This is a genomic window from Paenibacillus sp. UNC496MF (assembly GCF_900113915.1).
GTDB lineage: Bacteria > Bacillota > Bacilli > Paenibacillales > Paenibacillaceae > Paenibacillus_Z > Paenibacillus_Z artemisiicola.
In genome coordinates, this window is record NZ_FORE01000021.1 from 1 (window position 1) to 24,705 (window position 24,705).

The 24,705-nt window shown below is 49.8% G+C and carries 23 protein-coding genes and 1 pseudogene; 22 read left to right on the forward strand and 2 right to left on the reverse strand.

Annotated features, from left to right (window positions below):
• Positions 1-248: pseudogene (locus tag BMZ79_RS30750) on the reverse strand (IS110 family transposase); the annotation flags it as partial.
• 315 nt (positions 249-563) lie between these two features.
• Between BMZ79_RS30750 and BMZ79_RS30755 the strand changes: the two are divergent.
• The 12 genes from BMZ79_RS30755 (at position 564) to BMZ79_RS30805 (ending at position 12,691) form a co-directional block, all read left to right on the forward strand.
• Positions 564-1,505 (forward strand): aldo/keto reductase, encoded by a 942-nt coding sequence (locus BMZ79_RS30755; RefSeq protein ID WP_090648270.1) that lies wholly within the window; start codon positions 564-566, stop codon positions 1,503-1,505.
• A 103-nt stretch (positions 1,506-1,608) separates the two neighbouring features.
• Complete coding sequence (locus BMZ79_RS34000) at positions 1,609-1,866, forward strand: hypothetical protein (RefSeq protein WP_143089176.1); 258 nt, start codon at positions 1,609-1,611, stop codon at positions 1,864-1,866.
• Between the two features lie 180 nt (positions 1,867-2,046).
• Positions 2,047-2,253, forward strand: coding sequence for a hypothetical protein (locus tag BMZ79_RS34005; protein WP_143089177.1), 207 nt, complete (start codon positions 2,047-2,049; stop codon positions 2,251-2,253).
• Between the two features lie 302 nt (positions 2,254-2,555).
• Positions 2,556-4,301: a sensor histidine kinase gene (locus BMZ79_RS30765; protein WP_090648275.1), complete on the forward strand. Its 1,746-nt coding sequence runs from the start codon at positions 2,556-2,558 to the stop codon at positions 4,299-4,301.
• Positions 4,270-5,364 carry a response regulator gene (locus tag BMZ79_RS30770; protein WP_090648278.1) on the forward strand — a complete coding sequence of 365 codons (1,095 nt, stop codon included), beginning with the start codon at positions 4,270-4,272 and terminating at the stop codon, positions 5,362-5,364. The genes BMZ79_RS30765 and BMZ79_RS30770 overlap by 32 nt, the downstream gene beginning before the upstream one ends.
• 144 nt (positions 5,365-5,508) lie before the next feature.
• Positions 5,509-6,828, forward strand: a complete 1,320-nt coding sequence (locus BMZ79_RS30775) for an ABC transporter substrate-binding protein (RefSeq protein WP_090648281.1) — start codon at positions 5,509-5,511, stop codon at positions 6,826-6,828.
• 75 nt (positions 6,829-6,903) lie between these two features.
• Positions 6,904-7,815, forward strand: coding sequence for a carbohydrate ABC transporter permease (locus BMZ79_RS30780; RefSeq protein WP_090648283.1), 912 nt, complete (start codon positions 6,904-6,906; stop codon positions 7,813-7,815).
• Positions 7,816-7,820: 5 nt separating this feature from the next.
• Complete coding sequence (locus tag BMZ79_RS30785) at positions 7,821-8,645, forward strand: carbohydrate ABC transporter permease (protein WP_256253255.1); 825 nt, start codon at positions 7,821-7,823, stop codon at positions 8,643-8,645.
• Positions 8,646-8,661: 16 nt separating this feature from the next.
• Positions 8,662-9,705 (forward strand): Gfo/Idh/MocA family protein, encoded by a 1,044-nt coding sequence (locus BMZ79_RS30790; RefSeq protein ID WP_218154842.1) that lies wholly within the window; start codon positions 8,662-8,664, stop codon positions 9,703-9,705.
• A gap of 21 nt (positions 9,706-9,726) precedes the next feature.
• Positions 9,727-10,716, forward strand: a complete 990-nt coding sequence (locus BMZ79_RS30795; protein WP_090648287.1) for a zinc-dependent alcohol dehydrogenase — start codon at positions 9,727-9,729, stop codon at positions 10,714-10,716.
• Positions 10,717-10,730: 14 nt separating this feature from the next.
• Positions 10,731-11,492: a sugar phosphate isomerase/epimerase family protein gene (locus BMZ79_RS30800; protein ID WP_090648289.1), complete on the forward strand. Its 762-nt coding sequence runs from the start codon at positions 10,731-10,733 to the stop codon at positions 11,490-11,492.
• Positions 11,489-12,691: a glycerate kinase family protein gene (locus tag BMZ79_RS30805; RefSeq protein ID WP_256253257.1), complete on the forward strand. Its 1,203-nt coding sequence runs from the start codon at positions 11,489-11,491 to the stop codon at positions 12,689-12,691. The genes BMZ79_RS30800 and BMZ79_RS30805 overlap by 4 nt, the downstream gene beginning before the upstream one ends.
• Positions 12,692-12,837: 146 nt before the next feature.
• Here the strand turns inward: BMZ79_RS30805 and BMZ79_RS30810 are convergent, their stop codons facing one another.
• Positions 12,838-13,107, reverse strand: coding sequence for a cupin domain-containing protein (locus tag BMZ79_RS30810; protein ID WP_090648292.1), 270 nt, complete (start codon positions 13,105-13,107; stop codon positions 12,838-12,840).
• A gap of 272 nt (positions 13,108-13,379) precedes the next feature.
• On the opposite strand from BMZ79_RS30810, the gene BMZ79_RS30815 reads away from it, so the two are divergent.
• The 10 genes from BMZ79_RS30815 (at position 13,380) to BMZ79_RS30855 (ending at position 24,600) form a co-directional block, all read left to right on the forward strand.
• On the forward strand, positions 13,380-14,123 hold the full coding sequence (locus tag BMZ79_RS30815; RefSeq protein WP_177222436.1) for an SDR family NAD(P)-dependent oxidoreductase: 744 nt from the start codon (positions 13,380-13,382) through the stop codon (positions 14,121-14,123).
• A 573-nt stretch (positions 14,124-14,696) separates the two neighbouring features.
• Complete coding sequence (locus tag BMZ79_RS34010; RefSeq protein ID WP_143089178.1) at positions 14,697-15,116, forward strand: hypothetical protein; 420 nt, start codon at positions 14,697-14,699, stop codon at positions 15,114-15,116.
• Positions 15,117-15,940: 824 nt separating this feature from the next.
• The gene (locus BMZ79_RS30820) at positions 15,941-16,414 is read left to right on the forward strand and encodes a hypothetical protein (protein ID WP_090648295.1); all 474 of its coding nucleotides are present in this window, start codon (positions 15,941-15,943) and stop codon (positions 16,412-16,414) included.
• Between the two features lie 153 nt (positions 16,415-16,567).
• Positions 16,568-17,119, forward strand: coding sequence for an ATP-binding protein (locus BMZ79_RS30825; protein ID WP_256253259.1), 552 nt, complete (start codon positions 16,568-16,570; stop codon positions 17,117-17,119).
• Between the two features lie 170 nt (positions 17,120-17,289).
• A complete protein-coding gene (locus BMZ79_RS30830; RefSeq protein WP_090648299.1) occupies positions 17,290-17,982 on the forward strand; it encodes a hypothetical protein in 693 nt (230 codons plus the stop codon).
• A gap of 221 nt (positions 17,983-18,203) precedes the next feature.
• Positions 18,204-18,869: a TetR/AcrR family transcriptional regulator gene (locus BMZ79_RS30835; RefSeq protein ID WP_090648302.1), complete on the forward strand. Its 666-nt coding sequence runs from the start codon at positions 18,204-18,206 to the stop codon at positions 18,867-18,869.
• 186 nt (positions 18,870-19,055) lie between these two features.
• On the forward strand, positions 19,056-20,270 hold the full coding sequence (locus tag BMZ79_RS30840) for a serine hydrolase domain-containing protein (RefSeq protein ID WP_177222450.1): 1,215 nt from the start codon (positions 19,056-19,058) through the stop codon (positions 20,268-20,270).
• Positions 20,271-20,922: 652 nt separating this feature from the next.
• Positions 20,923-21,963 (forward strand): ABC transporter permease, encoded by a 1,041-nt coding sequence (locus tag BMZ79_RS30845; RefSeq protein ID WP_256253260.1) that lies wholly within the window; start codon positions 20,923-20,925, stop codon positions 21,961-21,963.
• A gap of 3 nt (positions 21,964-21,966) precedes the next feature.
• Positions 21,967-22,860 (forward strand): carbohydrate ABC transporter permease, encoded by an 894-nt coding sequence (locus tag BMZ79_RS30850; protein WP_090648310.1) that lies wholly within the window; start codon positions 21,967-21,969, stop codon positions 22,858-22,860.
• Between the two features lie 57 nt (positions 22,861-22,917).
• Positions 22,918-24,600, forward strand: a complete 1,683-nt coding sequence (locus tag BMZ79_RS30855; RefSeq protein WP_090648312.1) for a type 2 periplasmic-binding domain-containing protein — start codon at positions 22,918-22,920, stop codon at positions 24,598-24,600.
• Positions 24,601-24,705: the final 105 nt, after the last annotated feature.

The window sequence follows — 24,705 nt, forward strand, 5'->3', positions numbered from 1 at the left end:
GTGGGTTCCATGCCAACAATGACGCTGCTCAGTTTGTAGGAGTGAAGTAGATCCTGGATCCAACGCTTAAACAGCATAAAGCCTTCGCGATCGTTACCAAACTCGAGCGGCGTACCCAAAGCAACGCCGCGAAAGCTGACAGCGCGGGCTACATGAACTTCCTGTGCAATGTCTACACCCACGACAAGGTGAGAAACGGTAATGTTTTCAATGCGTTGATTTTGCTTATCCTGTGCCTTAAAATTCATAGTAGAGCGACCTCCTGATGGGCTTTTTGAGGCTTTTGACCTCGTGCGTAACCCCATCGTACCGAAGCGCTCGTTTTTGTTCAAACACCAAATTATTCGTTTTACAGGAATTCTAACGGGAAACGATAGCTCAACCAAAACACGGAGGCAGTCGGCTAGAAATGATCGGCTTCCTTCGTTCCACTAAAAGGGAGTTCCAGGTTCGGACGATAATTGTATAAAGCTGGGAGGAGTTATTGGAGTGAAGCCGAATTCAATATTATTATGTTTTGTCCCTGTACAGAATCGATTCGAGAAAGGATGAGCAGAAAACCAATGAAGTACGCAAAACTAGGCAGAACTGACATGGAAGTATCCCGCATTACGTATGGCGCAATGGAGTTAGGAGGAGGAAACGCATTCTCGGGTGGGTTGACTCGCTGGGAGCTGAGGCCCGAAGAGGACAACATCCGGCTTCTCCGTCGAGCCTTTGAAAATGGAGTAAATTCGTTCGATACCGCTGAGCTCTATGGGGCGGGACTCTCAGAGATTCTAGTAGGAAAAGCCCTAAGCGAGGTTAGAAAACAATGCGTAATCGCAACCAAGGTAAGCGCTCATCACCTACGGCCCAAAGAGATCCGTACGGCCCTGTGGCAAAGCATGTTTCGGCTGAACACTGACTATATCGACTTGTATTATATCCATACGCCCAGTAACGAAATCCCGATCGAGGAATCTATGGGAGAGCTGAGCAAGCTGAAAGAAGAAGGAGTAATTCGTGCCATCGGTGTATCCAATTTCTCGTTAGCTCAGTTGAAGAAGGCTATGCAATACGGACGGATCGACGCGATTCAACCGGAATATCATATGCTTCAGCGCAGCATCGAGGACGATCTGCTTGGTTATTGTTTGGAAAATGACATTAGCATCATGAGCTACAACTCCCTCGCTAAGGGCATTCTGACCGGGATTTTTCACAAAGGCAAAGAAGTGACAGATTTTCGCAAGGAGCGGCCATTATTCCAATCAGAAAACCTGCTGAAAACCGCAGACCTAATCCGTCTTTTGGAGGAGATAGCCGCGGCCAAGGATGCCACTCTCTCGCAAATCGCAATTAGTTGGCTGCTACGCCAGAAGGGCTTGACCTCGGCTATTGTGGGCACGCAGAACGAGAAGCATTTCTTTGAAAATCTGCAGTCCATTGACACGGAATTGACCGACGAGCAAGCGACCAAGCTGGACGCCGTAAGCAAGCAGACCCTAAGAAATCTTGCATAAGTATCTAACATTCTTGCGGCTCATGTACGAAATGGGAAACTTTTTAAGTAGATATAACGTGACATAGCCGCACCTAATTTTTTCCAATAGGAAGGGAGAGATTATGAAAAAGATACTGGCTTCATCGCTTGTTGCTACAGCAGTACTGGTTGTGAGTAGCTCTGCTTCTGCTCTTGCGAATAATTCAAATACGGGAGTCATGATCAGCAAACAGGAGTATGAGAGAATGTCTAAGATAGTTATTGGAGTGAACAAAGGACAGCTTCCTGTATCTGCACTTACGGCTGCTGAACCACTTCTTCAAAAAAGACCTGACCTTGTATCCCGACAAACCCTTGAAAAATATAAGGCCATTCAATAATGGCGACATCTTCTTCGTTATCGCGATTTCTACGTTCAAGACATCTTGGAGCAGTTTGCCGACGGCAACTGCTCCGTTTTTTGTTATGCTAACGGGTAGAATAGCGTAACTATCCAAATTCCGGATCGTAAAATGACGTAACGTTATTACCTTTTTTGGAGCTTTATTAGGGGAGGACTAGTGAGCAAATATTTATTCTTGTTTTTATTAACTACTACCTTAATGATTGTTAATGTCCTGGTATTTGTCTTCGAGCCTTTTGAACCAAAAGTTGGTGTTATAGGTGAGCCTCACAAAGAACGGGCTATATTCGTAACAACTTCTATTGCTCTTATCGGAGCCAGTATAACTTCTTTGACAGCATGGCAAAAAAGCAAAAGAAAGTAGTCCGCGTTCCCTAGAGCATATTCAACTAACGGGACGCGTTAATTCAAAGAACACTTAGAAACGGCAGCCAACAAGGTGGCTGCCGTTTTCGCTTTCCGGGCAAGAGGCTAACGATCAAAGAAAAGGAAAGCGTTTGTAAGGAGGGATAAACGTCCTTCTTTAATCGGAACCATTGACAAAAACGCTCGCATGCCGCCCTTGCCGGTGGTAGTCGCTCTGAGAAACAAATCGATGATCGTTGTTGACACCCGGCCGATTGAGTTTTACACTCTTAACCAGTTCGCGATCGAGGGTGGTTAACTATGATACGACCGGGGTTCTTCAGTTTCCGCAACAAAATCCTGCTCATCATTCTCGTCATCGGTGTCATTCCGATCACGGTGACCGGCATACTATCCAACCTGGAGTTCAACCGACTGCTGGAAAGACAGGCGGAGGACATTACGATGCAGGCGCTGCGCCAGAGCGAAGGTTATTTGTCGATGTATTTTTCCGAAATGGAGCAGATTGGCATCTTCGCCTCGACCAACGATCAGATTTTGAACCTACTCAAGAAGAGGCGGTTCGAGTCGACCTATGAGAAGGTGTTGGCGGCGAACGAGGTCGACATGATACTGAAGCAGTACCTGAAAACAAGATCTGATATTGAGAAAGTGGAAATTTACGGCTATAACGGCTTTTCCTTCAGCGGAGGCTATTCGAACGACACAATCGATGAGAGCGAGCCATGGATCAAGGAAGTGGTTGACCGCAACGGCTCCCCCTATTGGTACTCTATAAACGAAGGTCAATTCATGGTGTATTCCCGCATGATTACCGGCAATAAATTCGAGGAGAAGCTTGGCATTATTCGAATTGTAATTCCAAGCTACCGCTTGGAATCCGTCCTCAACCAGTTCCAGCCGCTCCATACAGGCTTTTTGCTGCTAATCGACCAAGACCGTCATCCGATTATCGGACGCAACTCGAACGGAAGGGAGCTTGCGCTAAAGCTCGATTTGAATAACTCAAACAAGGAGGTCTCTTTTAAAGGCAAGAAGATGCTCATCACCCAATATGCGCTGGACAAGACGGACTGGACCTTCGTATCCGTGGTGCCGAGGGACGAAATCGTCGAAGGGACAAAGCAGATCCGCAAATACTTTTTAAATACGGTCGTCATCATCCTGGTTATAACGCTCGGCATTGCTGCTTGGATGACGCAAATTTTTACACGGCCGATCAAACTTTTCATCCGGCATATGCAAGAGGTGGAGAAAAACAACTTCAAGTCGCGCCTTGAGGTTCGTTCGAATGACGAGATCGGTCTGCTCACGGCTAGTTACAACCGTATGGTGCAGCGGGTGAACAGCTTGATTAACGAGGTGTACGAGCAACAGATTCTCAAGAACGAAGCGGAGTGGAACGCGCTGCAGGCTCAAATCAATCCGCACTTTCTATACAACACGCTCGACTCCATCAACTGGATTGCCCGCACGCACAAAATTCCCACAATTGTGAAGATGGTGACGGCATTGTCCAAGCTGTTCAAGCTGAGCCTGTCGAAGGCGGACAAATTCATTACGGTGGAGGAGGAGCTGGCGTATATCAAATACTACGCTCACATCCAGGAGACCCGGTTTTCGGACCGGATCAAGATTATAATTGACGTTCCCGAGAAGATGCGTTCGTATCCGATTCCGAGATTTATCCTTCAACCGCTTGTCGAAAACTCCGTCGTACACGGACTGGAGCGGCAAGAAACGTATGGAGAGGTGCACATTAAAGGAGCGGAGTCCGGGGATCGAATATTCTTCATCATCCAAGATAACGGCGTCGGCATCCCGAAGGAAAAGCTGGCTACGTTGTTGAAGCCGGAAGCTCGTCATCACGAGCATCTGGGCCTGGCCAACGTGGACGAGCGGATCAAGCTGTTGTACGGAAGGGAATGGGGCCTCAAAATTGATAGTATCGAGGACGGTGGCACGATCGTGGAAGTGTGGCTGAAGAAAGACTTGGCGAAGGGGGAAGCTCGCAATGAATTACCGGCTGTTGATCGTCGACGATGAGCCGATCGTCCGCAACGGGCTCCTTCACTTTGATTGGGAGTCGCACGGCTTCGAGGCCGTGGACGCCTGCGGGAACGCAAGGGAGGCGCTGAAATGGCTCGCGGATGGTAACGAGGCTCATGTCATCTTGACGGACATCAAGATGCCAGGCATGGACGGCGTGGAATTAAGCAACGAGATTCGGATGAAATATCCCGATCTTCTCGTGGTATTGCTCACTGGATACAATGAGTTTAACTACGCGCAACGCGCAATCCAATCTGGCGTGTTCGATTATTTGCTCAAGCCGGCCGAAGACGAGGATTTCGGGCACGTACTGGTCAAGTGCGCAAAGGAGCTTTCGGAACGCTCGAATCGCGGACTCGATCTCGATGATTTGTTGAACCTCTCCTCCGTCATCCGGAAAATCGGCTTGCTCGCGAGCCGTACATCCGGTCTTGGTCCTAGACGGCTGAGCGACGCCATAGACGATATCGTGCGGGAGTTCGAAGCCTGCGAGTTTCCACCGGGACGCTTATGGCCATTGATGCGCTTTTTGCTGACCTCGCTTGAGATGGAATTCGCAAAGCTGCCCTATTTCCCCGAAGAAAAGTGGACCGCCCGAAAGGAAAGCTTCTATCGAATGCTCGAAGAAGATAGAGTCACTTCCTTCGAACAGGCGAATGAGGGGCTGCGCCGCGAGCTCGGGCATTTCGTTCGCGAGTTGAACCTGGAAAGCTCCCGCCAAAAGGATTCCTCCAAGCTGGACGCCGTACTGGCGTTCATTCACGAGCGTTACAGCGAGGTGCTGTCACTTGACGTGGTCGCTGAATCCGCCGATCTGCATCCGAACACGTTTTCGTCATGGTTTAAGGAGACCAAAGGCATGAACTTCGTCGATTACGTCACCAAGTATCGAATCGACCGCTCCAAGGAATTGCTCGAGGGGACTAACCTGAAGGCGGGTCAAGTCGCTGAGAGCGTTGGCATTCCGGACGCCCGTTACTTCGGTCAAGTGTTCAAGAAGCATGTCGGATTGACGCCGTCTGAATACCGTTCGATGTTCAAATCGAACCTATGCTAACAAGTTCCGGGCCATGAGGCCCTTTTTTTGTGTGGACGAAAAATTTCAACATGAGGCGAATTATTTCGAATTGTGGAGACCCCTTCTCAGAAGGTAGCCTGAAGATAGGCAAGAGAATCGACAGATATAGGAGGTCACGGACGGATGGTGAAAGTCAAGAAAACATTGTTGACGGCAATATCGGTTGCCATGCTGAGTTCTATCGTGGTCGCATGCACGACTGACAACGGCGCGAGCGAGACCAGCAATGCCAAAGACGGCCAGAAGGCGGGCAAGACGAGCTTGAGATTCGCCTGGTGGGGATCCGAGGAACGCCATAATGCCACGCTGGAAGCGATTAAGTTGTACGAGGAGCGTCACCCGGAGATCGACATCGTTCCGGAATACGGAGGCTGGGAAGGCTTCACCGACAAGCTGAAGACTCAATTGATCGCCGGCGAGGGCCCCGATGTGATTTTCGCCGAATTGGCGTGGGGAATTGATACGAACTATTACTTGAGCGTCGATAAATTCCCGTCCATCCACCTGGATAAAATCAATAAGGCATTGCTTGATCAGGCGAAGGTGAACGGGGAAGTGAAGGGCGTGCCGGTCTATCAGGCGGTGAACGCGATCGTCTACAACAAGACGCTGTTTCAAGAGCTTGGCGTGGCGGAGCCGAAGCAAGGTTGGACGTGGGCCGATTACGCGGCGAAAGCAAAGGAAATCACCGAGAAGTCGAAAGGCAAAGTATACGGTGCGGTGGATGACATGGCAGGCAACGCGAGCGCCGACGTATTCTACGCTCAAATGAAAGCCCTTACGGGCAAGCCGGTTTACTCGGCGGACGGCATCGTCTACTCGGATCAAGACGCCTTGAAGGTCGTTCAGTACTGGGAAGAATTACGTGCGGCTGGCGCCGTGACCACGCCGGACATCTCCGCGGCAGATGACAGCAACCAGAACAGCCCGCTCGTGAAACGCCAAGCAGCGATGCAGTTTCGCGGTGCAAGCATCTTCGGTCGCCTTCAAAGCAACACGAAGGACGAGCTTGCCATGGTTCCCGTGCCTCGTGGCGATTTCTCTCCGGACGCAGCCATCACGGAAGTCATCATGACGATCAACAAACATTCCAAGGCGCCGGAGGAAGTCGCTAAATTCATCGATTTCTTCATCAACGACCTGGATGCGGCGAAATTGCTTAAAAACGTACGCGGCGTCTCTTCGAACTCCGAGGTTCGCGATATGCTGGCGAATTCGCCCGATCTGCTCGACGCCTCGACCCGCGCCTTGTTCAAGATCAACAGCGAAGTGTATGCGCAGGAGCTGGCGCCGATGGATCCGATACCGGAGAAGTTCGACGAGTTCCGAGGCGAGAAGAAGTTGTTCGACCAAGTGATGCAGAAGCTAGCGTTTGATAAGTCGACTCCCGAAGAAGCGATTCAAGAGCTTCGCGAAAAAGGGGAAGCCATCTTCAAGAAATAACGCAAACGGCATGGGCCCGGCCGCTCCAAAGCATGAAATGGCCGGTTCCATGCCGCTTAAAAAGGGGTTTAAAGAATGGAAACGAGACTGGGGCATCGCTTGAAGGAATACGCGCTGGGCTACTTGTTCATCTTGCCTTGGTTAATCGGATTCGTCGCGTTCATGCTGTGGCCTTTTATTCATTCGTTTTATTTGGCGCTGACCGATTACCGCTTCGCCGATGATTACGCGTTCGTCGGTATCGATAACTTTACGAAGCTGTTCCAAGACGACGACCGGTTCTTAAAATCGCTATGGGTCACGACCAAGCTTGTTTTGCTGTCCGTACCGCTGAAGCTGGCGTTCGCCCTGCTCGTGGCGATCGTCCTGAATAAGGGAATCTCCGGGTTGTCGTTCTACAGGACCGTCTACTATTTACCGTCGATCGTCGGTGGCAGCGTCGCCGTCTCGATTATGTGGATGCAAATTTTCGGCCGGGAAGGCCTTCTCAATCTATTTCTGCACATGTTCGGAATTCAGGCGAAAGATTGGATTTTCAATCCCGATTCCGCTCTTTATACGATCGTCATTCTAATGGTCTGGCAATTTGGGTCCTCGATGCTCATTTTCCTGGCCGGCCTGAAGCAAGTGCCAAAGGAAATGTACGAAGCGGTGTCCATCGACGGTGCGGGCAAATGGACCCGATTCCTGCATATCACCCTGCCGCTCATCTCGCCGGTGCTCTTCTTCAATCTGATTATGCAGACGATCCAGACGTTCCAGACTTTCACGCAAGGGTACGTCATTACGAAGGGCGGCCCGATGGACGAGACATTGTTCATGGTCATCTATATTTACCAGCAGGCATTCAGCTCGCTGAACATGGGCTACGCGCAGGCGATATCGTGGGTACTGCTGGCGATCATCGGCGCGGCCACCGCGCTGAACTTCTTCGCTTCCCGTTACTGGGTTCATTACGAAGATTCCGGCTCCGGAAAGAAAGGATAACCATGATGAGATATCTCAAACATATTCTGCTGTCCGCCTGCGGGCTCGTCATGGTCTATCCGATCCTATGGCTCTTCTTCGGAAGCTTCAAAACAAACGACGATATTTTCGGAAACGCGTCAATCCTGCCGAGTAAACTGCAATGGAGCAACTACAAGGACGGCTGGTTCGCGATTGGTGAGCACCCGTTCCATGTTTTCTTCGCCAATTCGTTTCTGTTGTCGATTAGCATCCTGATCGGAACGCTGTTCTCTTGCTCGCTAGCGGCGTACGGCTTCGCGAGGCTCCGGTTTCCGCTGAAGAAAACGTGGTTTGCCGTCCTGCTCGTCACGATCATGTTCCCGAAGCAGATCATCATCATCCCGCAATATTTGTTGTTCGCAAAGCTCGGGTGGCTGAACTCCTATCTGCCGATGACGATTCCGGCCTGGCTCGGCGAGTTCAACGGAGCGTTCTTTATCTTTTTGCTTGTACAGTTTATCCGGGGCATTCCAAGAGAGCTTGATGAAGCGGCCGTCGTGGACGGCGCGGGCAAAGTGCGGTTCTTCTTTCGGATTCTGCTGCCATTGCTGAAGCCTGCCATGTTCACGGTATCCATTTTCGCATTTATGTGGTCGTGGGACGATTTCTTCTCCCACCTGTTGTATATCAATTCCGTGAAGCTTTATCCGGTCACGCTCGCGTTGAACCTATTCCTCGACAATACGGGAAAGACGAACTGGGGCGCCATGTTCTCCGTCTCGTTCCTATCGATCCTGCCGCTGCTGCTCCTGTTCTTCTTTGCGCAGAAGCATTTCGTCGAAGGGATATCGACGACTGGTATGAAATGACGATGGAGGTACCGTTATGAAGGAAACGCTGAATTTCGCGATCGCGGGCTACGGCATGATTGCAGCCGTCCACGCGAAGTGTCTCGGCGAAATGAAGGAGGCAAGGTTGGCTGCTGTATTCGGAAATCATCCGCAGAAAACGGCCGCGTTCGCCGCCGAGTACGGGGCGAAGGCTTACGCGGATTACCGCCGGATGCTGGAGCGGGTGGACCTAGACGCGGTCTGCATCTTGACGCCGAGCGGGACCCATGCCGAGCTTGGCGTGCTGGCCGCGGAGGCGGGCAAGCACGTCGTCGTCGAGAAGCCGATCGACGTCTCGTTGGACAGCGCCGACCGTCTCATCGAGGCGTGCCGGCGGAACGGTGTCAAGCTTTGCGTCGTTTCTCAGCATCGCTTCGATTCCGCCGCGTCGGAGCTGAAGCGGGCAATTGATGCCGGAAGGCTCGGACAGTTGAATTTTGGCACTTCCCAAACGAAGTGGTATCGTTCGCAGGACTATTACGACGCGACACCATGGCGCGGAACCTGGGCGATGGATGGAGGCGGGGCGCTGATGAATCAATCCATCCATTACGTCGATCTGCTGCGCTGCTTGATGGGATCGGTCGTAGAGGTATTTGCGTATACCGCGACCCGCGCCCACGTCCGCATCGAGGCGGAAGACATGGCCGTCGCCGCGGTCAAATTCAAGAGCGGGGCGATCGGCATGATCGAAGGAAGCACATCTGCCTACCCCGGCTTCTTCACGCGCCTCGACATCCATGGCACGGAAGGGACCGTCATGATCGAGAACGACGAGATCAAAGCATGGGAGCTGCAAGACGGCGGCGTTTACGCGCCGCCAGCGGGTCCGACCGCCATCGTCGGCGCAACGGGATCCGCGATCTCTCATCATTCGCATCGTCGACTGCTGGAAGATTTCGTGGAGGCGATTCGCGAGGACCGGGAACCGCTCGTGAACGGGGAAGAAGGCCGACGAACGCTGGAAGTCGTATTGGCCGCTTACGAATCCGCACGCACGGGCAAACCGATCCGCATTGGTACCCCGGCGGCGAACTAGAAAAGGACAGGTGACTTTGAAATGAACCATCATGTTTTGGTCAGCGAGACGAAAGGCGAGATCGAGCTTCAGGCGCAGCAGCTGCCGGAGCCGGGCGACCACGAAATCCAAGTGCGGGTGCATGCTTCCTTGATCAGTCCCGGAACGGAAAGGGCGTTCGTGCTGGGCATGGCGAACACGTCCGGCGATTACCCGATGACGCCTGGTTACAGTTCGGCGGGCGAAGTCGTCAAGGTCGGTAAAGCCGTCACCGACTTTCGGGTCGGCGACCGGATTGCCAGCCACGGCATCCAGCACCGCTCGTACGGGAACATTCGGCAAGCACGCGCGGCACGGATTCCCGACGGGGTACCTTACGAGCTAGCGGCGTTCACCTCGCTCGGTGTCATCGCCATGCAGGGCGTGCGCAAGGCGAGAATCGAGCTAGGCGAATCCGCGATGGTTATCGGCCTCGGCATTATCGGCCAGTTGGCGATGCAACTCGCGAAGCTAAACGGCGCGGTGCCGGTCATCGGCGTCGACCGTGAAGACAACCGCATCGAACTCGCGCGGCATTGCGGCGTCGAACTCGCCCTTAATTCGGCGGACGGGGGATGGACGGACGCGGTGCGCCAAGCGACGGAAGGCAAAGGTCCTCAGGTCGTCATCGAGAGTACCGGCGTTCCGGAAGTAATTAACACCGCGCTCGGCACGGCGCGGGATTTCGGCCGTGCCGTCATTTTGAGCAGCACTCGGGGTGACACGACGGTCAACTTCTATCGTGACGTGCACAAGAAGGCGCTGACGATTATCGGTGCGCATATATCCGGCAACGCGGGAACCGAATCTCGGCCAGGCTTCTGGACGTGGCGGGATGACGCCAATGCCTTTTTGAACCTGCTTTGTCATAACCGAGTTTTGTTGGAGCCGCTGATTACTGAGCGGGTTCATTGGACCGACATCGAACAGTCATATCGCGAAATGCTCGCTGGAAACGCGAATAAAATCGGAACGATTATTCATTGGGAATAGGAGCTGACAGATTCATGTATACGTACGGATGGTGCAGGGGAATCGAAGACGCCGAATTGCTCCTCGAGGCCGGCTTCGATTATATCGAATGCGCCTTGACTGCACTTCAACTGGAGAACGAGCAGGCATATCGGGTGGAGCTGCCCCGTTATTTGGAGAGCCCGCTGCCGGTACGCGCGTTTAACTTGTTTCTCCCGCGGGATATCGCGGTGGTCGGTCCGGACGTGGACGAGTACCGGATACAACGCTACGTGGCGAAAGCGGCGGAAGCGCTCGGGCGCATTGGTGCACGGACGGCCGTACTCGGCAGCGGCCGTTCCCGCAATGTGCCGGAAGGTTATGATGCCGGCAGGGCGGAAGAGCAGTTCGTTCGGCTGCTGAACCGAATCGCCGACGAGTTCGAAGGCACCGGTGTCGTGTTGGCGGTGGAGCCGCTTAACCGGAAGGAAAGCAACTTGGTGAACAGCGTGGAGGAAGCATGCCATTTTGTTCGGCTCGTCGAGCGCGAGCCGATTCGCGCGTTGGCAGACTTCTATCATATGGAGCTGGAGGAGGAGCCGTACACTACCCTCGTGAAGCATGCAAAGTGGCTGGCTCACATTCATGTCGCGGATACGGGAAGGCTGTCGCCGGGAACAGGTGCCTATCCTTACGACGAATTCGCCGTACAGCTGCGCATGTCCGGCTATGATGGTATGATCTCCGCTGAGTGCACGGTGAAGGATGCATCGGAGTATGAGCGGAGCTTGGCCTTCATGAAGAGAGCATTTGGATGAAGAGGGATGTCGCTAATCGCGTTCCGCGCGAACAGAGCCAGTCCATGAAGGTATTAATTGCTCCGGATTCGTACAAGGGATGTCTTAGCGCCGAACAGGTTGCCGCAAGCATGGAGCGTGGCATCCGAGATGTTTTACCGGAGGCGGAAATCATGAAGGTTCCCATCGCTGATGGCGGGGAAGGCACGGTCCGCGCAATCGTTGAGGCGGCATCCGGTCGATACCGTCAAGTGGAGGTCACTGGCCCGCTCGGGGCGCCAGTTAACGCTCAATTCGGTACAATCGACGAGGGGGGCACCGCCGTAATTGAGATTGCGGCGGCATCCGGCCTGACGCTCGTACCTTCCGGGAAGTTGAATCCGCTTGCGGCTACATCGCGCGGAACAGGCGAGTTGATTCGAGCGGCGCTCGATATCGGGTGCCGCAAGCTGATCGTCGGTCTTGGCGGCAGTGGGACAAACGATGGTGGAATGGGCATGGCGCGAGCGCTCGGCATCCGTTTCTTGGATGAACGCGGGGAAGAAGTACCTGATGGCGGCGGAGGCCTGCAGCGCCTTTGCCAAATCGACGTATCGGGCTTGGATGTCCGAATCATGGATTCTGAGATTGTCATTGCCTGTGACGTGACGAATCCGCTCGTTGGGCCGAGGGGAGCATCGATCGTGTTCGGTCCCCAGAAGGGTGCTGATCCAGAGACCGTGCAACTATTAGATCATAACTTAGCTCATCTGAGTCACGTTATTTGCAGAGAGCTTGGCCTCGAAGTTTCACATGTACCCGGCGCGGGCGCGGCAGGCGGCTTGGGAGCGGGCATGCTCGCTTTTCTGAGTGCTCGAATGGCATCGGGATTCGAAGTAGTCGCAAACGCGGCCGGCTTAGAACGTTGGATCTTATGGGCGGATGTCGTCTTTACGGGCGAAGGCCGTACGGATGGCCAGACTTCATTAGGAAAAACGCCAGTGGGGGTCGCCAAGCTTGCAAAGCAGCGAGGAAAGCCGATCGTTTGCTTGTCCGGCGGAATCGGCCCTTCTTCCGATATCGCCTTGCTTTACGGACTCGGAATCGATGTCATCGCCGGAGCGACACAATCCCCTATGCCGCTGGAGGCGGCGATTGCCAACGCACCGGACTTGGTTTGCCACGCCGCAGCTTCCATTATGCGAACAATGACCATTTGGTCGAAGTACGACATCCGCTAAAGCTCATTTGAAGGCCGCCGAAAAGGCGGCCTTTTTATGGCATCGCGATGACACAGCTGCGCGCCGTCCCGGGGAACCCGGTCTCAGGACAGAACGGAAGGACAAGCTCATGCAGATCCAGAAGCCGCTTCAGAAAAAGGGGAGCGTTAGACAACGAGCTGCGGCGACGGCGGTTGGATCATCGGCCGCAGCACATACGAGGTACCGACGGGCAAATAGAATACATCGCCCCTGCGAACGCGGACGAATTCATCCTCGATGTAATGGAAGCCTTCACCTTGCGCGACAAAGACGAATTTCACGGAATTATGAACATGTTGCTCGATGTAGAATCCTTCCTTAGTCCGGGCAACATGAACCGCCAGCCCTTCTGCAAACAACTTTTTCCATTCCAGCACTCGTTTAACGGGCTTCATCGCCTCCTGCCATTGACAGAGGGATTAGGATCTTATATCTTTATATTAAGATAATTAATTTTGAGATTTGAACTCAGATAGATTGCCAACGGAGAGAGCTAACAATCAGAGTAAAGAGGAAACCTATAAATAGGGACAGGGCCGATTGCCGGTTCTAAGAGTAAAACGAATTCATTGTATTCGAGTTAAACCGCTCATTATCTGAAGATTTGCGAATAACTCCGCTGCTCGAGGGCAAAGAAAAGACAAAAAGAAAGTGAGTTGATAATAATATGATGGATTTAAATGAAAAGGTTGCCATTATTACAGGCGGAGCAAGCGGGATTGGATTAGCGACTGTAAGCGCTTTTATAGAAAAAGGCGCAAAAGTCGTTATCGCTGATTTCAATGAACCTTCGGGCAAAGCGATTGAAAAGGAACTTCTTGATCTTGGTGGCGAGGTGTATTTTATTCGCGTCAACGCTGCTGACGAAAAGTCGGTGGAAAATATGGTAAAGGAAACGATTAAAAAATATGGCAGATTAGATATTATGATTAATAATGCGGGCATTGGAGCTCAAGGGGCTACGCATGAACTGTCCTATTCGGATTATCATAAAGTAATTGCGGTCAATCAAGACGGGGTGTTTTTTGGCGCTAAATATGCTATTCGGGAAATGCTGAAAACCGGCGGTGGCGTCATTGTGAATACGGCATCGGTTCTAGGGCTTGTCGGGCAACCGGGTGCATTTGCATATAATGCAAGCAAAGGCGCAGTTAATATTTTGACCAAGAGTTTAGCACTTGAATATGCAAAACATAACATTCGCGTGAATTCGGTTTGTCCAGGATATGTAGAATCGGGAATGGTTAATCGAGATACGCTTGGTGATTATTATAATGGACTTGTTGCCCGGCACCCGATCGGTCGCCTTGGCAACCCATCTGAAATTGCACACGCAGTCGTATTCTTGTGTGAAAATGAATTTGTAACGGGATGCAACTTGGTGATCGACGGGGGTTACACCGCTCACTAATGCTTATAACAGGAGTAACCGATACCTACGGCAGCCAACATCGAGGCTGCCGTTTTTTTATACTCCCTGTGCTCTGTCGTTATATCAACAGCGTATACAATCCTCAACGCAGGAAGACCGAGACGTTAGGTTCAAGTCATGGAACGCCGTATGAAGGAGATTTCAATAATGAATAGGGTTTACGAATTTTCCACGTCGATGACCTCGTCGAGGGAGGTATGTACATCGCGTCCCGTGGTTTCCGTAAGGGCATGATCGGTATCGTTAGCGGCCTGGATGGCTGAGGTGGACTAAAACCTAGGATACGCAGGTTACCAAATTTGTGTCGTTAGACATTATTGTCAGGTGTCATAACCCATAAATGGCTGCGTATATCGCTGCATTTTTATTTTATGACATCAAGTTCTTGTCACGAACCAAAGACAAGAACTTGATGTCATTCCCGATCGATCTGCTCCATGCAAACCTGGTTAAACTAACGGGCAGGATAGTTGAATAATGGTTGCAACATTCATGAAGATTTCCACGTTTTATATTTAATTGAAAAATCCGGTAAAGAGGCGATTTTACAATATGATTAAGAGGATGTTTATTTATGTTGTATTATGCAGTCTTGTATTGTTGATTGGATGCAGTAAAGAACGCGCCCAGCATGAAAGCAATGAAGAGTCAGCGAAGGGTGAAATAAATGTGAAGACCTCTAGTGAAAGTAGTTTTGCATATGATTCAATGCTGAAGTTTGAAAATAATATATATGTTGGTACAAAGGAGGGTATAAAGAATATTGGTGAGCAAATAGGTGAAGTTGAAGTTTTTTCTACAAATGAGACTGATAAGTCAAAAAATACAACATTTTCGAACAGATACCCTAAAGGCACCAAATTATATAGAGTGATCGGTGAAAGAGTAGAAAATGTAATTGCAGTGCAGCTAGGAAGCAATTCATATATTAAAGCATATAGCCTCAAATTTAAGGCTCCTGGTGCAAAGTAAAGAATACACATCCACTTACGAGAGGCAACTAAACGATTATTACAGTTACGCTAACGGGACACGATAGTTCAATTATTACACGACGGTAGCCGGTCTTAGAGAGATCGGCTGCCGTCGCTGCGTTAACGGGCAGTATAGTTGAATAACGGAACTAATTAGGTGACCTTCGTACCAATTAATACCTACAACGATGGGGAGTGATTACATTCTCTGAGTGGATATCTCAACATTTCGGTCTTTTCATTGTTCTCATCATTTTCGCTTTTCCAATAATGGGTGGAGTCATTACCATTGTTTTAATCAATAAGTGGCTAAGAAGGTATAGCATCTTATTAAGCTATCGGAGAACGATAAATCATTGCCCCAATGTTACCGGAACACGGAGGTGTGGTTTTATGCCAGTACTTACAATATTTTTTTATGTAATGCTTATCATCGTGGTTTTCCTCAGTTTTGTTGGAATTCTTTTAAATCGAAAGATAATTTGGGTGGTAGGTGCAGTATGGTATGTCGTTAGCTTTCTAGGAAGCTGGTCAATTGGACTGTATTTACTTGTCTTACCATTCACAATATTTACGATCGCATTAGCACACTCTATACGTTTGATTAAGAAACCTAAACACGTTGCGCTACCATTAGTTCTTGGAATGTTGCTTTGGATTATTAGCATAACCATGGTTGATGACTATTGGCTGTTCTACCCCTTTTCTCGATTAGTGGGGTAGCTAAACTAAAACCCAGCACTTAACTAACGGGACACGATAGCTCAACGCGTCGCCGACCATAAAGATGTGTTAGGAATATTCGTATCTAAGGAGGATCCTATGAGATGGAGAATGATTTTAACGTTTTTGTTGGCGAGCACGCTGCTGCTTAGCGGATGTAAACAGAATGAGAATGATGTGTACACCGGTATGCAACGCAATACTATTCAGGACCTTCAATCGGGTAGCGAAATGGACTACGTTTATGAGTTCAGGGGACATTCGAAGCATTGGGCAGCCGTGTATATCACCTATAAGCCGAAAGGAGAGGAGAATCACACATCAAGATTGTTCATGAAATATATTGGTAAGGATCCTAGACCTTCGGGTCAACTCCGTTACGCGTACGACACAGACGGTGGCGAGGATGGGAACGGAACACTGCCTAGCGTCGATAAGATTGGCAATGTGTACAGTCTTGGCTCCTCGGGTGGAAATGGTTCAACCGCCAATCCTGATTCTTCCGTGAAAATGCAGGTGTGGTGGAACAAAACGTCGGAAACCATTCAACTTGACCCAATTGGGACGAAATAGCCTGCATCGGTCTGTAGAAATTCCGGGGACGATAGTCCATTCATAACACGCGGCAGCCGGCCTTAGAATTAGGGGCAGGATTGTAATTATAATGTGTGGAATGAATCTTGATAATACTTGTGAGGGTGGCATTTGATGAATCGAATTGTAGTCATGACGGTAGGAAAAACGCACAGTGGTAAGACGACATTTGCTAAACAATTGGAATCGCAGTTGAAAAATACAATTATTATTGACCAAGATAATCACGCATCGTTCATTAATGCTCACTACAAGTCGTTACGTCCGAAAGGAGGACCAAATACGCTGAAGTATGCAGTTACCCAAACGATAGTCGATTTCGCTGTAAATCAGACCCATTGTAATCTTGTACTTTGCAATTCTAACCTTGCCCGAAACGGTCGTATGGATGCACTGGACTATTTTCATAGGAATGGGATTATAAGCATTCTTGTCTATTTCGAAATTCCGGAAGTCGTACTTAAAGAACGGATAACAGAAAGCCAGCGAAGTAAAGATATTTTTCGGAGTGCGTCAACTTTCGAAGAGGTGCTAGCTCGACAACAAGAGAGCGATTCATCGGCTCCAAAAATAGGGGAAGCTGACCACTTCTTTATCGTCAACCGTAATGAAGAAGACGTACCTTTGGTTATTAAGCAAATTGCGGAAATATCGAACCGTTCTTACGCTAACGGGACACGATAGCTAAATACTAGCGATGTAACGGTAGCCAACAGTATGGCTGCCGTTTTTCAACTAAACGCTTGCCCCCGAGGTCGTTATCATACGGTTTTTATTTCGATCCGCGCTGCAAAGTAACCCCATTGTATCCAGCGTGTCTAAGGTAGTAATAGGTAGGTCGAGGAGGGTTTTACGTGAAGAGAGTCGGTGTCGTGCTGCTTATGGCTGCCGTAGCACTTACGGGCTGCTGGGAGCAGAAAACGAAGACCTTTCAAGGCGCGGTCGAGCGCGTGGAGAACGGTCGAATATCCGTCAATTGCTCGGATGAAATGAACCGGGGTAAGCGTGGTGCGATCGAGGATATCGGGTACGTATGCGGAATCGAAACTACGCCACAGACCGTTTATCGAGACGAAGACGGCAGCGGGCTGAAGGCAAGCGACTTCAAAGCAGGCGAAGTAGTCAAGGTCATTCTTACTAAAGCTGTGGATTTTCATGCCTCCAAGCCGGGCAATCGGTATGCTGAAACCTTGATTCTCCTGCATCAAGACGCCGTAACGCGCGAAGATATTCTTCTCGCTTTAGGGGAGAAGGGTTTGAAACTGACGGCGTATGACGACCCGGACGAGATTTCGCTGACAGATGCAAAAGCTCAGGCGTTCGTTCTTGAAGACGGCGGCGAGCTTGTGCTCTATGAGTTTCCATCCATGCTGGCGCAGGAGAAAGGATGGGGGACGCTCATGAATGAGTGGGAGTCGAGAGGACATAGAGGTGGAACGAACTTCAATCTTCAGCGTTTCCTGTTGATCCTCTATGCCGGCCAAACCGCGTCCGACTCGACGTTCGGAACGATCCAGCAGGTCATGCATAATCTGGCGGAATATTGAGGCGAGTGTGAATGGCTGCCACACGTCAGCCCTTCGCTACCCTAACGGGACACACAAGACGGCAGCCGGCCTTAAAAACGGTCGGCTGTCGTTGTTGCTAACGGGCAAGATAGCGAATCTGTTTAAGAACAGGCGACCGCGGTGAAGGTGTAGAGTTGACATCGAAAGGTTGATGGGATATATTTATACATACCAACCGAATGTATGTAAGGAGAACGCGAATGGCAAGAAATAAATATCCGGAAGAAACAATTAACCGAATCCTAACCGCGGCTCTTAACCTGTTCATTCAAAAAGGGTACGAGCATACCTCCGTTCAGGATATCATCAATGAGTTGGGAGGGCTGACGAAAGGGGCTATTTACTACCACTTTAAGTCGAAGGAAGAGATCTTGCAGGCCGTCACCGACCGTTTGTTCAAAGGCGCGGACGAGATACTGTCCAGCGTCCGGGATGATAAAAGGCTTAACGGTTTGGAGAAACTTCGCAAGATTTCCCGCGTCTCTCTCGACAATCCAGCCCAAAACGAACTGGCTTCGGCGGCGCCGAACCTCTTACGCAATCCGAAGTTTCTGGCGGCACAGATCGAGAACATCATCGAAAAAGCTGTACCTGTCTATATCCAGCCCATCATCGAAGAGGGTATGCGAGACGGATCCATCCGAACGAACTATCCGCAGGAGCTAAGCGAAGCGTTGATGCTTCTTACCAACTTGTGGCTAAACCCGCTGGTTATTCAGACCTCGCCCGAGATGAAGTTGCGAAAAGTAAGGTTTTTCGATGAAATGCTAAAGGGCTTGGGACTTGACTTGTTTGATGAACAAATATTTCAACGGTATGAAGAACTGTTTCGTTTGTCAGCTAGAGAAACCAGCATAGAAAACTAAACTGCCGAAAGGCAGCTTAATTTTCAAGTTAATCATACCATCGGTTGGTATGATTAACTTGATCTAGGCTTCGTTAACAAGGAAGAGGTTATTATTTTTATGGAAAACGCCAAACTGAGAGAGAATTTGCAGTAAAACAATAGGATTAATAAAAAGGTAAGAAAGGGAAACCAAATGCAAAACATGATGAGACAGAGTAACAGAGGCTTCTCCGAAGCAGGTCTGCGCAGAATGCGCGACGTGCTGGAACGGCATGTCGAATCCGGTAAAATTCCTGGGCTTGTCGCCCTAGTCAGCCGAAACGGTGAGATGCATGTCGAAGCGCTGGGGACAATGCGTCATGACGGGGGCGCACCGATGTGCCGGGACACGATATTTCGGATGGCGTCGACCTCGAAACCGGTCACAATGGCTGCAGCGATGGTCCTGCTCGATGATTGCCGGCTGCGGTTGGATGACTCGATAGATAAGTGGCTGCCAGAACTAGCCAACCGCCAGGTATTGAAACGGGCAGACGGACCGCTGGATGATACCGTGCCAGCGCTGCGACCGATCACTGTACGGGACCTGCTGACGTCCACGTTTGGGCTCGGAGTAGATTTCGCACTTATGCAGTCCCCGATCAGGGCTGCGACCTTCGAGCGAACCGACTACAGCGTGGCATCCGGGCCGGCGCCAGATCCGGATGAATGGATGCGCCGCCTTGGCGAGCTGCCGCTTTCGTACCAGCCCGGAGAACGGTGGCAGTACGATCTTAGCAACGAGGTAGTCGGCGTGTTGGTTGCCAGGGTCACGGGCAAGCCGTTGGAGACGTTCCTGCGTGAACGCGTTCTTGATCCGCTGGGAATGAAGGACACCGGATTCCATGTGCCCTCCGGGAAGATCGACCGGCTACCGCCCCTTTACGGGCCAGACCCGCAGACCGGAGACTTCCTCATGTGGGACGAGGCGATAGGCGGAAGGTTCAGCCAGCCTCCAGCGTTTCAGGGAGGCGGCGGCGGACTGGCCTCCACCGTCGACGACTACTATGCCTACTTCCAAATGCTGCTGAATCACGGTATGCACGGGAACGAACGTATCTTGTCCCGGACCGTCGTCGAGCTGATGACCACTAATCGTCTTACACCCGAGCAGCAAGCAGCTCGAGATACCATGTACAGGAACATCGGCCATGCGTCTCACGGTGGTTGGGGCTTCGGGATGGCAGTCCGCACCTACCGAAGCGACTACGCGCCCATCGGCCAATTCGGCTGGGACGGCGGTACCGGCACAACGGTGTACGCTGACCCGGGCAATCGTCTCACCGGAATCCTGTTGACTCAGGTCGGGATGTCCAATGCGGATTCGCTTCATCTTATCCAAGACTTCTGGACCACGGTCTACCAGGCAATCGAAGATTAATCGAGCCTGCGCCTGCTATACCCCCCGTCCTCAATAATTGCCATGACTCTTGGAACGCTGCGACGATTTCAGGATATTTAGCCGTGCAGTCCGTTTGATGTCGGGTAAATAAGCGCCTAACGCCCTTTATATGCGAAAGAATTAGCCGATGGCTGTCGAGTTTCAGTTCATGAATATGGGAATCGCCTTGAAAGGGCTCTGACCGCTTACCGAGCAGCATGGGCTCTAAGTACATGTGCGTCACCTTTACCTATTGTAGCATTCGCTGGCAGCGCGATTAACCGGTAGATGGCCGGAAGAAAAGGAAGGAACTGCCGCTACAGCGAAACCCCACCACCCCGTAATTCCGTGTGTAAATTTTCGATTTTGAACCGAGATCAGGGCCGCCGTTTGGCGGCTCTTTTTGTTTCTGCTTGAACGATTCGGATCCCGGCTACCTTCGGTATCGCCTTTCCCCGCCAGGGCGAAGACAAGGAAGACACCGCGCTGCCTCGCCGTATCCTCGGACTCTATCATGCCTCTGTCAGAATGGCTGACGAACGTTCAATTAACGATTTAGAGCGTTAATCTTTAAGGCAGTATCATCGTATGCAGGGCGATCACCCTGAATATTTCCGTTGGTACAAATAAATAATTTGAATAGGACGGAGTCATGGAAGGCATTTGGTCATTAACTTGGCGGATGCCTTTTGTTTTGGAGATCAAGCAAACATCGTCTTATTTTGATAGAAATCTGAATGTTGTTACGTATCCTCTCCTAGAGCCACTTTGTACAATAATGAAGAAAAGGAGTGAGCGCATGCTTGCAAAAATGATTAAATACCGCTGGCAGTATGTTATGATTTTGCCGGCACTCGTGTTGCTTTTCCTATTTAATTACATTCCGATGATTGGCATCCAGATTGCGTTCAAAGACTTTGCGATCGGCTCGTCGATATGGGGAAGCAATTGGGTGGGATTGGAAAATTTTTCATTCGTTCATGATCCACAATTTTGGAAGGTTGTCAGAAACACACTTACAATTTCCGTACTGAAGTTCGTTTTTGGGTTTCCTTTACCCATCCTGCTGGCCATTATGATTAATGAAGTTAACCATTCGGGATTTAAACGATTTGTGCAGTCCGTAAGTTATTTGCCACACTTTTTCTCATGGATCGTGGTGGCGTATATCCTCCAATCCTTTTTAACTTTGGATGGAGGTCTTGCAAACGATCTCATTACAAAGCTCGGTGGCGATCCAATCTTTTTTCTTGGCTCTGCGGAATGGTTCCGACCCATGATTGTATCTAGTGGTTTGTGGAAAGAAGTGGGTTGGAACACTATCCTTTACTTGGCGGCCATTACGACTATCGACCCGCAGCTTTATGAAGCTGCTAAAGTAGAAGGTGCGGGTAAGCTCGCTAGGATTCGCTATATTACACTGCCGGGCATCTTGCCTACGATAACCATTGTTTTGATTTTGACCATTCCAGGTTTGATCACCGTAGGGATGGATCAAATTTATCCGCTGATGAATCCGGCAAACCAAGCAGTTGCGGACGTTCTCGATACTTATGTACTCCGTAGCGGGCTTCAACAGGGTTACTTTGGAATGGCAACGGCGATCGGATTAATATCTTCGCTCATTAGCCTAATCCTTGTCGTGACGACAAACTCAATCTCCAAGAAAATCAATGACGAAGGGCTTTGGTAACTGGTGAAAACGTCTAAACTTGAGCGGGTTGGTCAATGGCTGATTATTATACTGCTGGTGTTATTGTGTGTTTCGGTGCTTTATCCATTCTTCTATATGTTGGCGGTTTCCCTGAATAATGGGAAAGATGCTGCAAGCGGTGGGATCTACCTCTGGCCACGGTCTTTTACTTGGATTAATTACGAAATTGTTTTGGGGAACCAAGTCATCCGTCATGCTTATTTAATTACAATCGGAAGAACGGTGATTGGTACGATCGGTGGACTGGCAATCACACTTGCAGCTGCGTTCGGATTATCTTATAAACTTCTTCCACTGAGAAAAAGTATCCTGACTTATATTCTTCTAACCATGTTATTCGCTGGCGGGTTGATTCCCTTCTATATTCAGCTATTTAAATTGGGGCTTACGAATACCTTTTGGGTGTATGTCATCCCCGGTCTTTTCTCGGCATGGAGCATGTTCGTCATGCAGAAGTTCATTCAAGGGCTTCCGGAAGCGTTGACCGAATCTGCTGAGTTGGATGGTGCAGGGCCAGTTCGGATATTACTTCAAATCATAGTACCGCTTTCTCAACCCATGCTTGCCGCGCTTGGACTGTTTACAGCCGTAGGACATTGGAATGATTGGTTCTCTGGAGCTTTCTTCGTGACGGATCAGAATTTAATTCCGGTTCAAACTTTCCTGCAGCAATTGTTGTCAGCCCAGGATTTGTCAACCATTATGAGCTCTAATGGCAATCTAGAAGCGCTTGCTCGAGGTTCCATGGACAATATTACGTTGATGTCGGTTAAAATGGCTACCGTGATGACCAGTGCGCTTCCGATTCTTGCCGTGTATCCTTTCTTGCAGAAGTATTTTGTTAAAGGCGTATTGATCGGTTCGGTTAAAGGCTAATCCTCGGGTATAAGGCAAGAACACATATACCAATAATTTTGAAAAGGGAGTCATAACATGAATTCGAAATCAAAAGGAGTCAAAAGTACAATAGCATTGGCCTTGGTCGCGACGATTAGTCTGACTGCAGGTTGCTCGGGCAACAACAACACTGTCGCAACTGGAAATAATAATGCCGGAACTGAAAAAGATACGTCAAATTCCACAAGTACACCAAGCTCGAATCATTTTAAGATGTGGTTGGGATGGTCGCAAACGATTAACAATAACAGCCTTATCCAAAAATATTGGAAAACAGAAGAGCCTAAGCTCGACGTTCAGTTTGAGGCAACGCAGGGCGACGTTACTACAGCACTTAACCTCAAGCTGAATACGGGTGGATTTGATGACGCGGCTATCTTTTCTCGAAATCAGGTTATCGATAATGCAATGAAGCGCTCCAAGCTCATTCAGCCGCTTGAGCAGTACTTTGACATGCCGGATAAGTATCCGAACTTAGCTGCAATTCCGAAGCAATATTTGGAGCAAATGAAAGATAGCGAGGGGCATATTTGGTCCATTCCGTCGTGGTTTGATACAAATCCCTCGGATCCATTCCCGGGTTGGTCCTCCAATGCCTGGTTCATTCGTACAGATATCCTTGAGAAAACGGGCATGAAAGAAGATGACTTGAAAACGCTTAATGGTGTGGAAACATACTTGGAGAAAGCATCTGCGCTGAAGGATGATTCGGGTAAGCCTCTTCTGCCGCTCGGAGTCTTTATGGATTCAAATGACGAAAATATGATTCTGTCTGCTTTTGGTGTGCCGGTGGCTACGGCTGGAGGGGTTACACCGGTTAAGAAAGACGGGGATAACTTTATTTTCGAGTACGATAATCCAGGTTTCAAAGCAGCGTACCAATGGATGAACAGACTCTATAACAAAGGACTTATCGATCCTGAAGCAGTGACTGATAAAGCAGAGAGATATAGAGAGAAAATTAAAAGTGGTCGTTATGCAATGAATATCGGCAGCTTCTGGAACTTTAATCAAAGCTTGTGGGAACAATTGGATGGACCTACTAGCCCGGGATGGTTCTACAAACCGATTCCGTTTCCTAAAGTTGATGGCGTTACCCAGGTTGGTGAGACAAATATAATCAACCCGTACCCGGGATTCGATACGTATATCAGCAATAAAACAAAGAATCTGGATGCTATCCTCAAATTTTATGATTATGCGTTAACGCCAGTACCGGAGCAATCGCAAATTGTTGGGGATGGACCAGAAGGAAAGTATTGGGGATGGGATGATCAACCATACGGCGCTTGGAAGTTCATTGATCCTGAATATAAAGAACTGCGCAGTTCTGGGGATCCGGTCAAGATAGCACAACTGTCACCGTCATTCTGGCAGTCCTCTAATTACAGTAATAAGTGGTATGCTTGGTTTACCAATGAAAATACACATGCAGGCCAAGCAAAAACAGCGGAGTTTTCTCAAACGATTAGCAAGTTCGGTGCAACCCGCGTTGCGGAGAATTACGATATGGTGCTAGCAAAAGCGGGGGGCGCCTGGGAAAAGTATAAACCAGAGCTGGAGACGGTATATAAAGAATATCGCGCCAAGTTGATGATGGCAGAGAACGATGCGAAGTTCGAAAAAACATGGAACGAGTTTACTTCGGCCCTTGAAACTCGCGCACATTGGAGCGAGTTGAAGACAGAGTGGACCGATCAAGCGATGAACCGATCGTAACAAGAAAAGTAGCTATGCATGAGTGGAGCAGCCCCGAATGGGGATGCTCCCTTTGCGATTTTCTTGCTGAATGAAGAATTGGGCAGAAGAACGGAGAATGCCTTG

What these genes read in the sequence shown, in the direction of transcription:
- BMZ79_RS30800 (WP_090648289.1), top strand. Translation starts at nt 10,731, where the DNA reads ATGTATACGTACGGATGGTGCAGGGGAATCGAAGACGCCGAATTGCTC.
- BMZ79_RS30855 (WP_090648312.1), top strand. Translation starts at nt 22,918, where the DNA reads ATGAATTCGAAATCAAAAGGAGTCAAAAGTACAATAGCATTGGCCTTG.
- BMZ79_RS30820 (WP_090648295.1), top strand. Translation starts at nt 15,941, where the DNA reads ATGAGATGGAGAATGATTTTAACGTTTTTGTTGGCGAGCACGCTGCTG.
- BMZ79_RS30805 (WP_256253257.1), top strand. Translation starts at nt 11,489, where the DNA reads ATGAAGAGGGATGTCGCTAATCGCGTTCCGCGCGAACAGAGCCAGTCC.
- BMZ79_RS30755 (WP_090648270.1), top strand. Translation starts at nt 564, where the DNA reads ATGAAGTACGCAAAACTAGGCAGAACTGACATGGAAGTATCCCGCATT.
- BMZ79_RS30835 (WP_090648302.1), top strand. Translation starts at nt 18,204, where the DNA reads ATGGCAAGAAATAAATATCCGGAAGAAACAATTAACCGAATCCTAACC.
- BMZ79_RS30765 (WP_090648275.1), top strand. Translation starts at nt 2,556, where the DNA reads ATGATACGACCGGGGTTCTTCAGTTTCCGCAACAAAATCCTGCTCATC.
- BMZ79_RS30785 (WP_256253255.1), top strand. Translation starts at nt 7,821, where the DNA reads ATGAGATATCTCAAACATATTCTGCTGTCCGCCTGCGGGCTCGTCATG.
- BMZ79_RS30775 (WP_090648281.1), top strand. Translation starts at nt 5,509, where the DNA reads ATGGTGAAAGTCAAGAAAACATTGTTGACGGCAATATCGGTTGCCATG.
- BMZ79_RS30810 (WP_090648292.1), bottom strand. Translation starts at nt 13,107, where the DNA reads ATGAAGCCCGTTAAACGAGTGCTGGAATGGAAAAAGTTGTTTGCAGAA.
- BMZ79_RS30840 (WP_177222450.1), top strand. Translation starts at nt 19,056, where the DNA reads ATGAGACAGAGTAACAGAGGCTTCTCCGAAGCAGGTCTGCGCAGAATG.
- BMZ79_RS30780 (WP_090648283.1), top strand. Translation starts at nt 6,904, where the DNA reads ATGGAAACGAGACTGGGGCATCGCTTGAAGGAATACGCGCTGGGCTAC.
- BMZ79_RS30845 (WP_256253260.1), top strand. Translation starts at nt 20,923, where the DNA reads ATGGAAGGCATTTGGTCATTAACTTGGCGGATGCCTTTTGTTTTGGAG.
- BMZ79_RS30825 (WP_256253259.1), top strand. Translation starts at nt 16,568, where the DNA reads ATGACGGTAGGAAAAACGCACAGTGGTAAGACGACATTTGCTAAACAA.
- BMZ79_RS30790 (WP_218154842.1), top strand. Translation starts at nt 8,662, where the DNA reads ATGAAGGAAACGCTGAATTTCGCGATCGCGGGCTACGGCATGATTGCA.
- BMZ79_RS30795 (WP_090648287.1), top strand. Translation starts at nt 9,727, where the DNA reads ATGAACCATCATGTTTTGGTCAGCGAGACGAAAGGCGAGATCGAGCTT.
- BMZ79_RS34010 (WP_143089178.1), top strand. Translation starts at nt 14,697, where the DNA reads ATGATTAAGAGGATGTTTATTTATGTTGTATTATGCAGTCTTGTATTG.
- BMZ79_RS34000 (WP_143089176.1), top strand. Translation starts at nt 1,609, where the DNA reads ATGAAAAAGATACTGGCTTCATCGCTTGTTGCTACAGCAGTACTGGTT.
- BMZ79_RS30815 (WP_177222436.1), top strand. Translation starts at nt 13,380, where the DNA reads ATGATGGATTTAAATGAAAAGGTTGCCATTATTACAGGCGGAGCAAGC.
- BMZ79_RS30770 (WP_090648278.1), top strand. Translation starts at nt 4,270, where the DNA reads ATGAATTACCGGCTGTTGATCGTCGACGATGAGCCGATCGTCCGCAAC.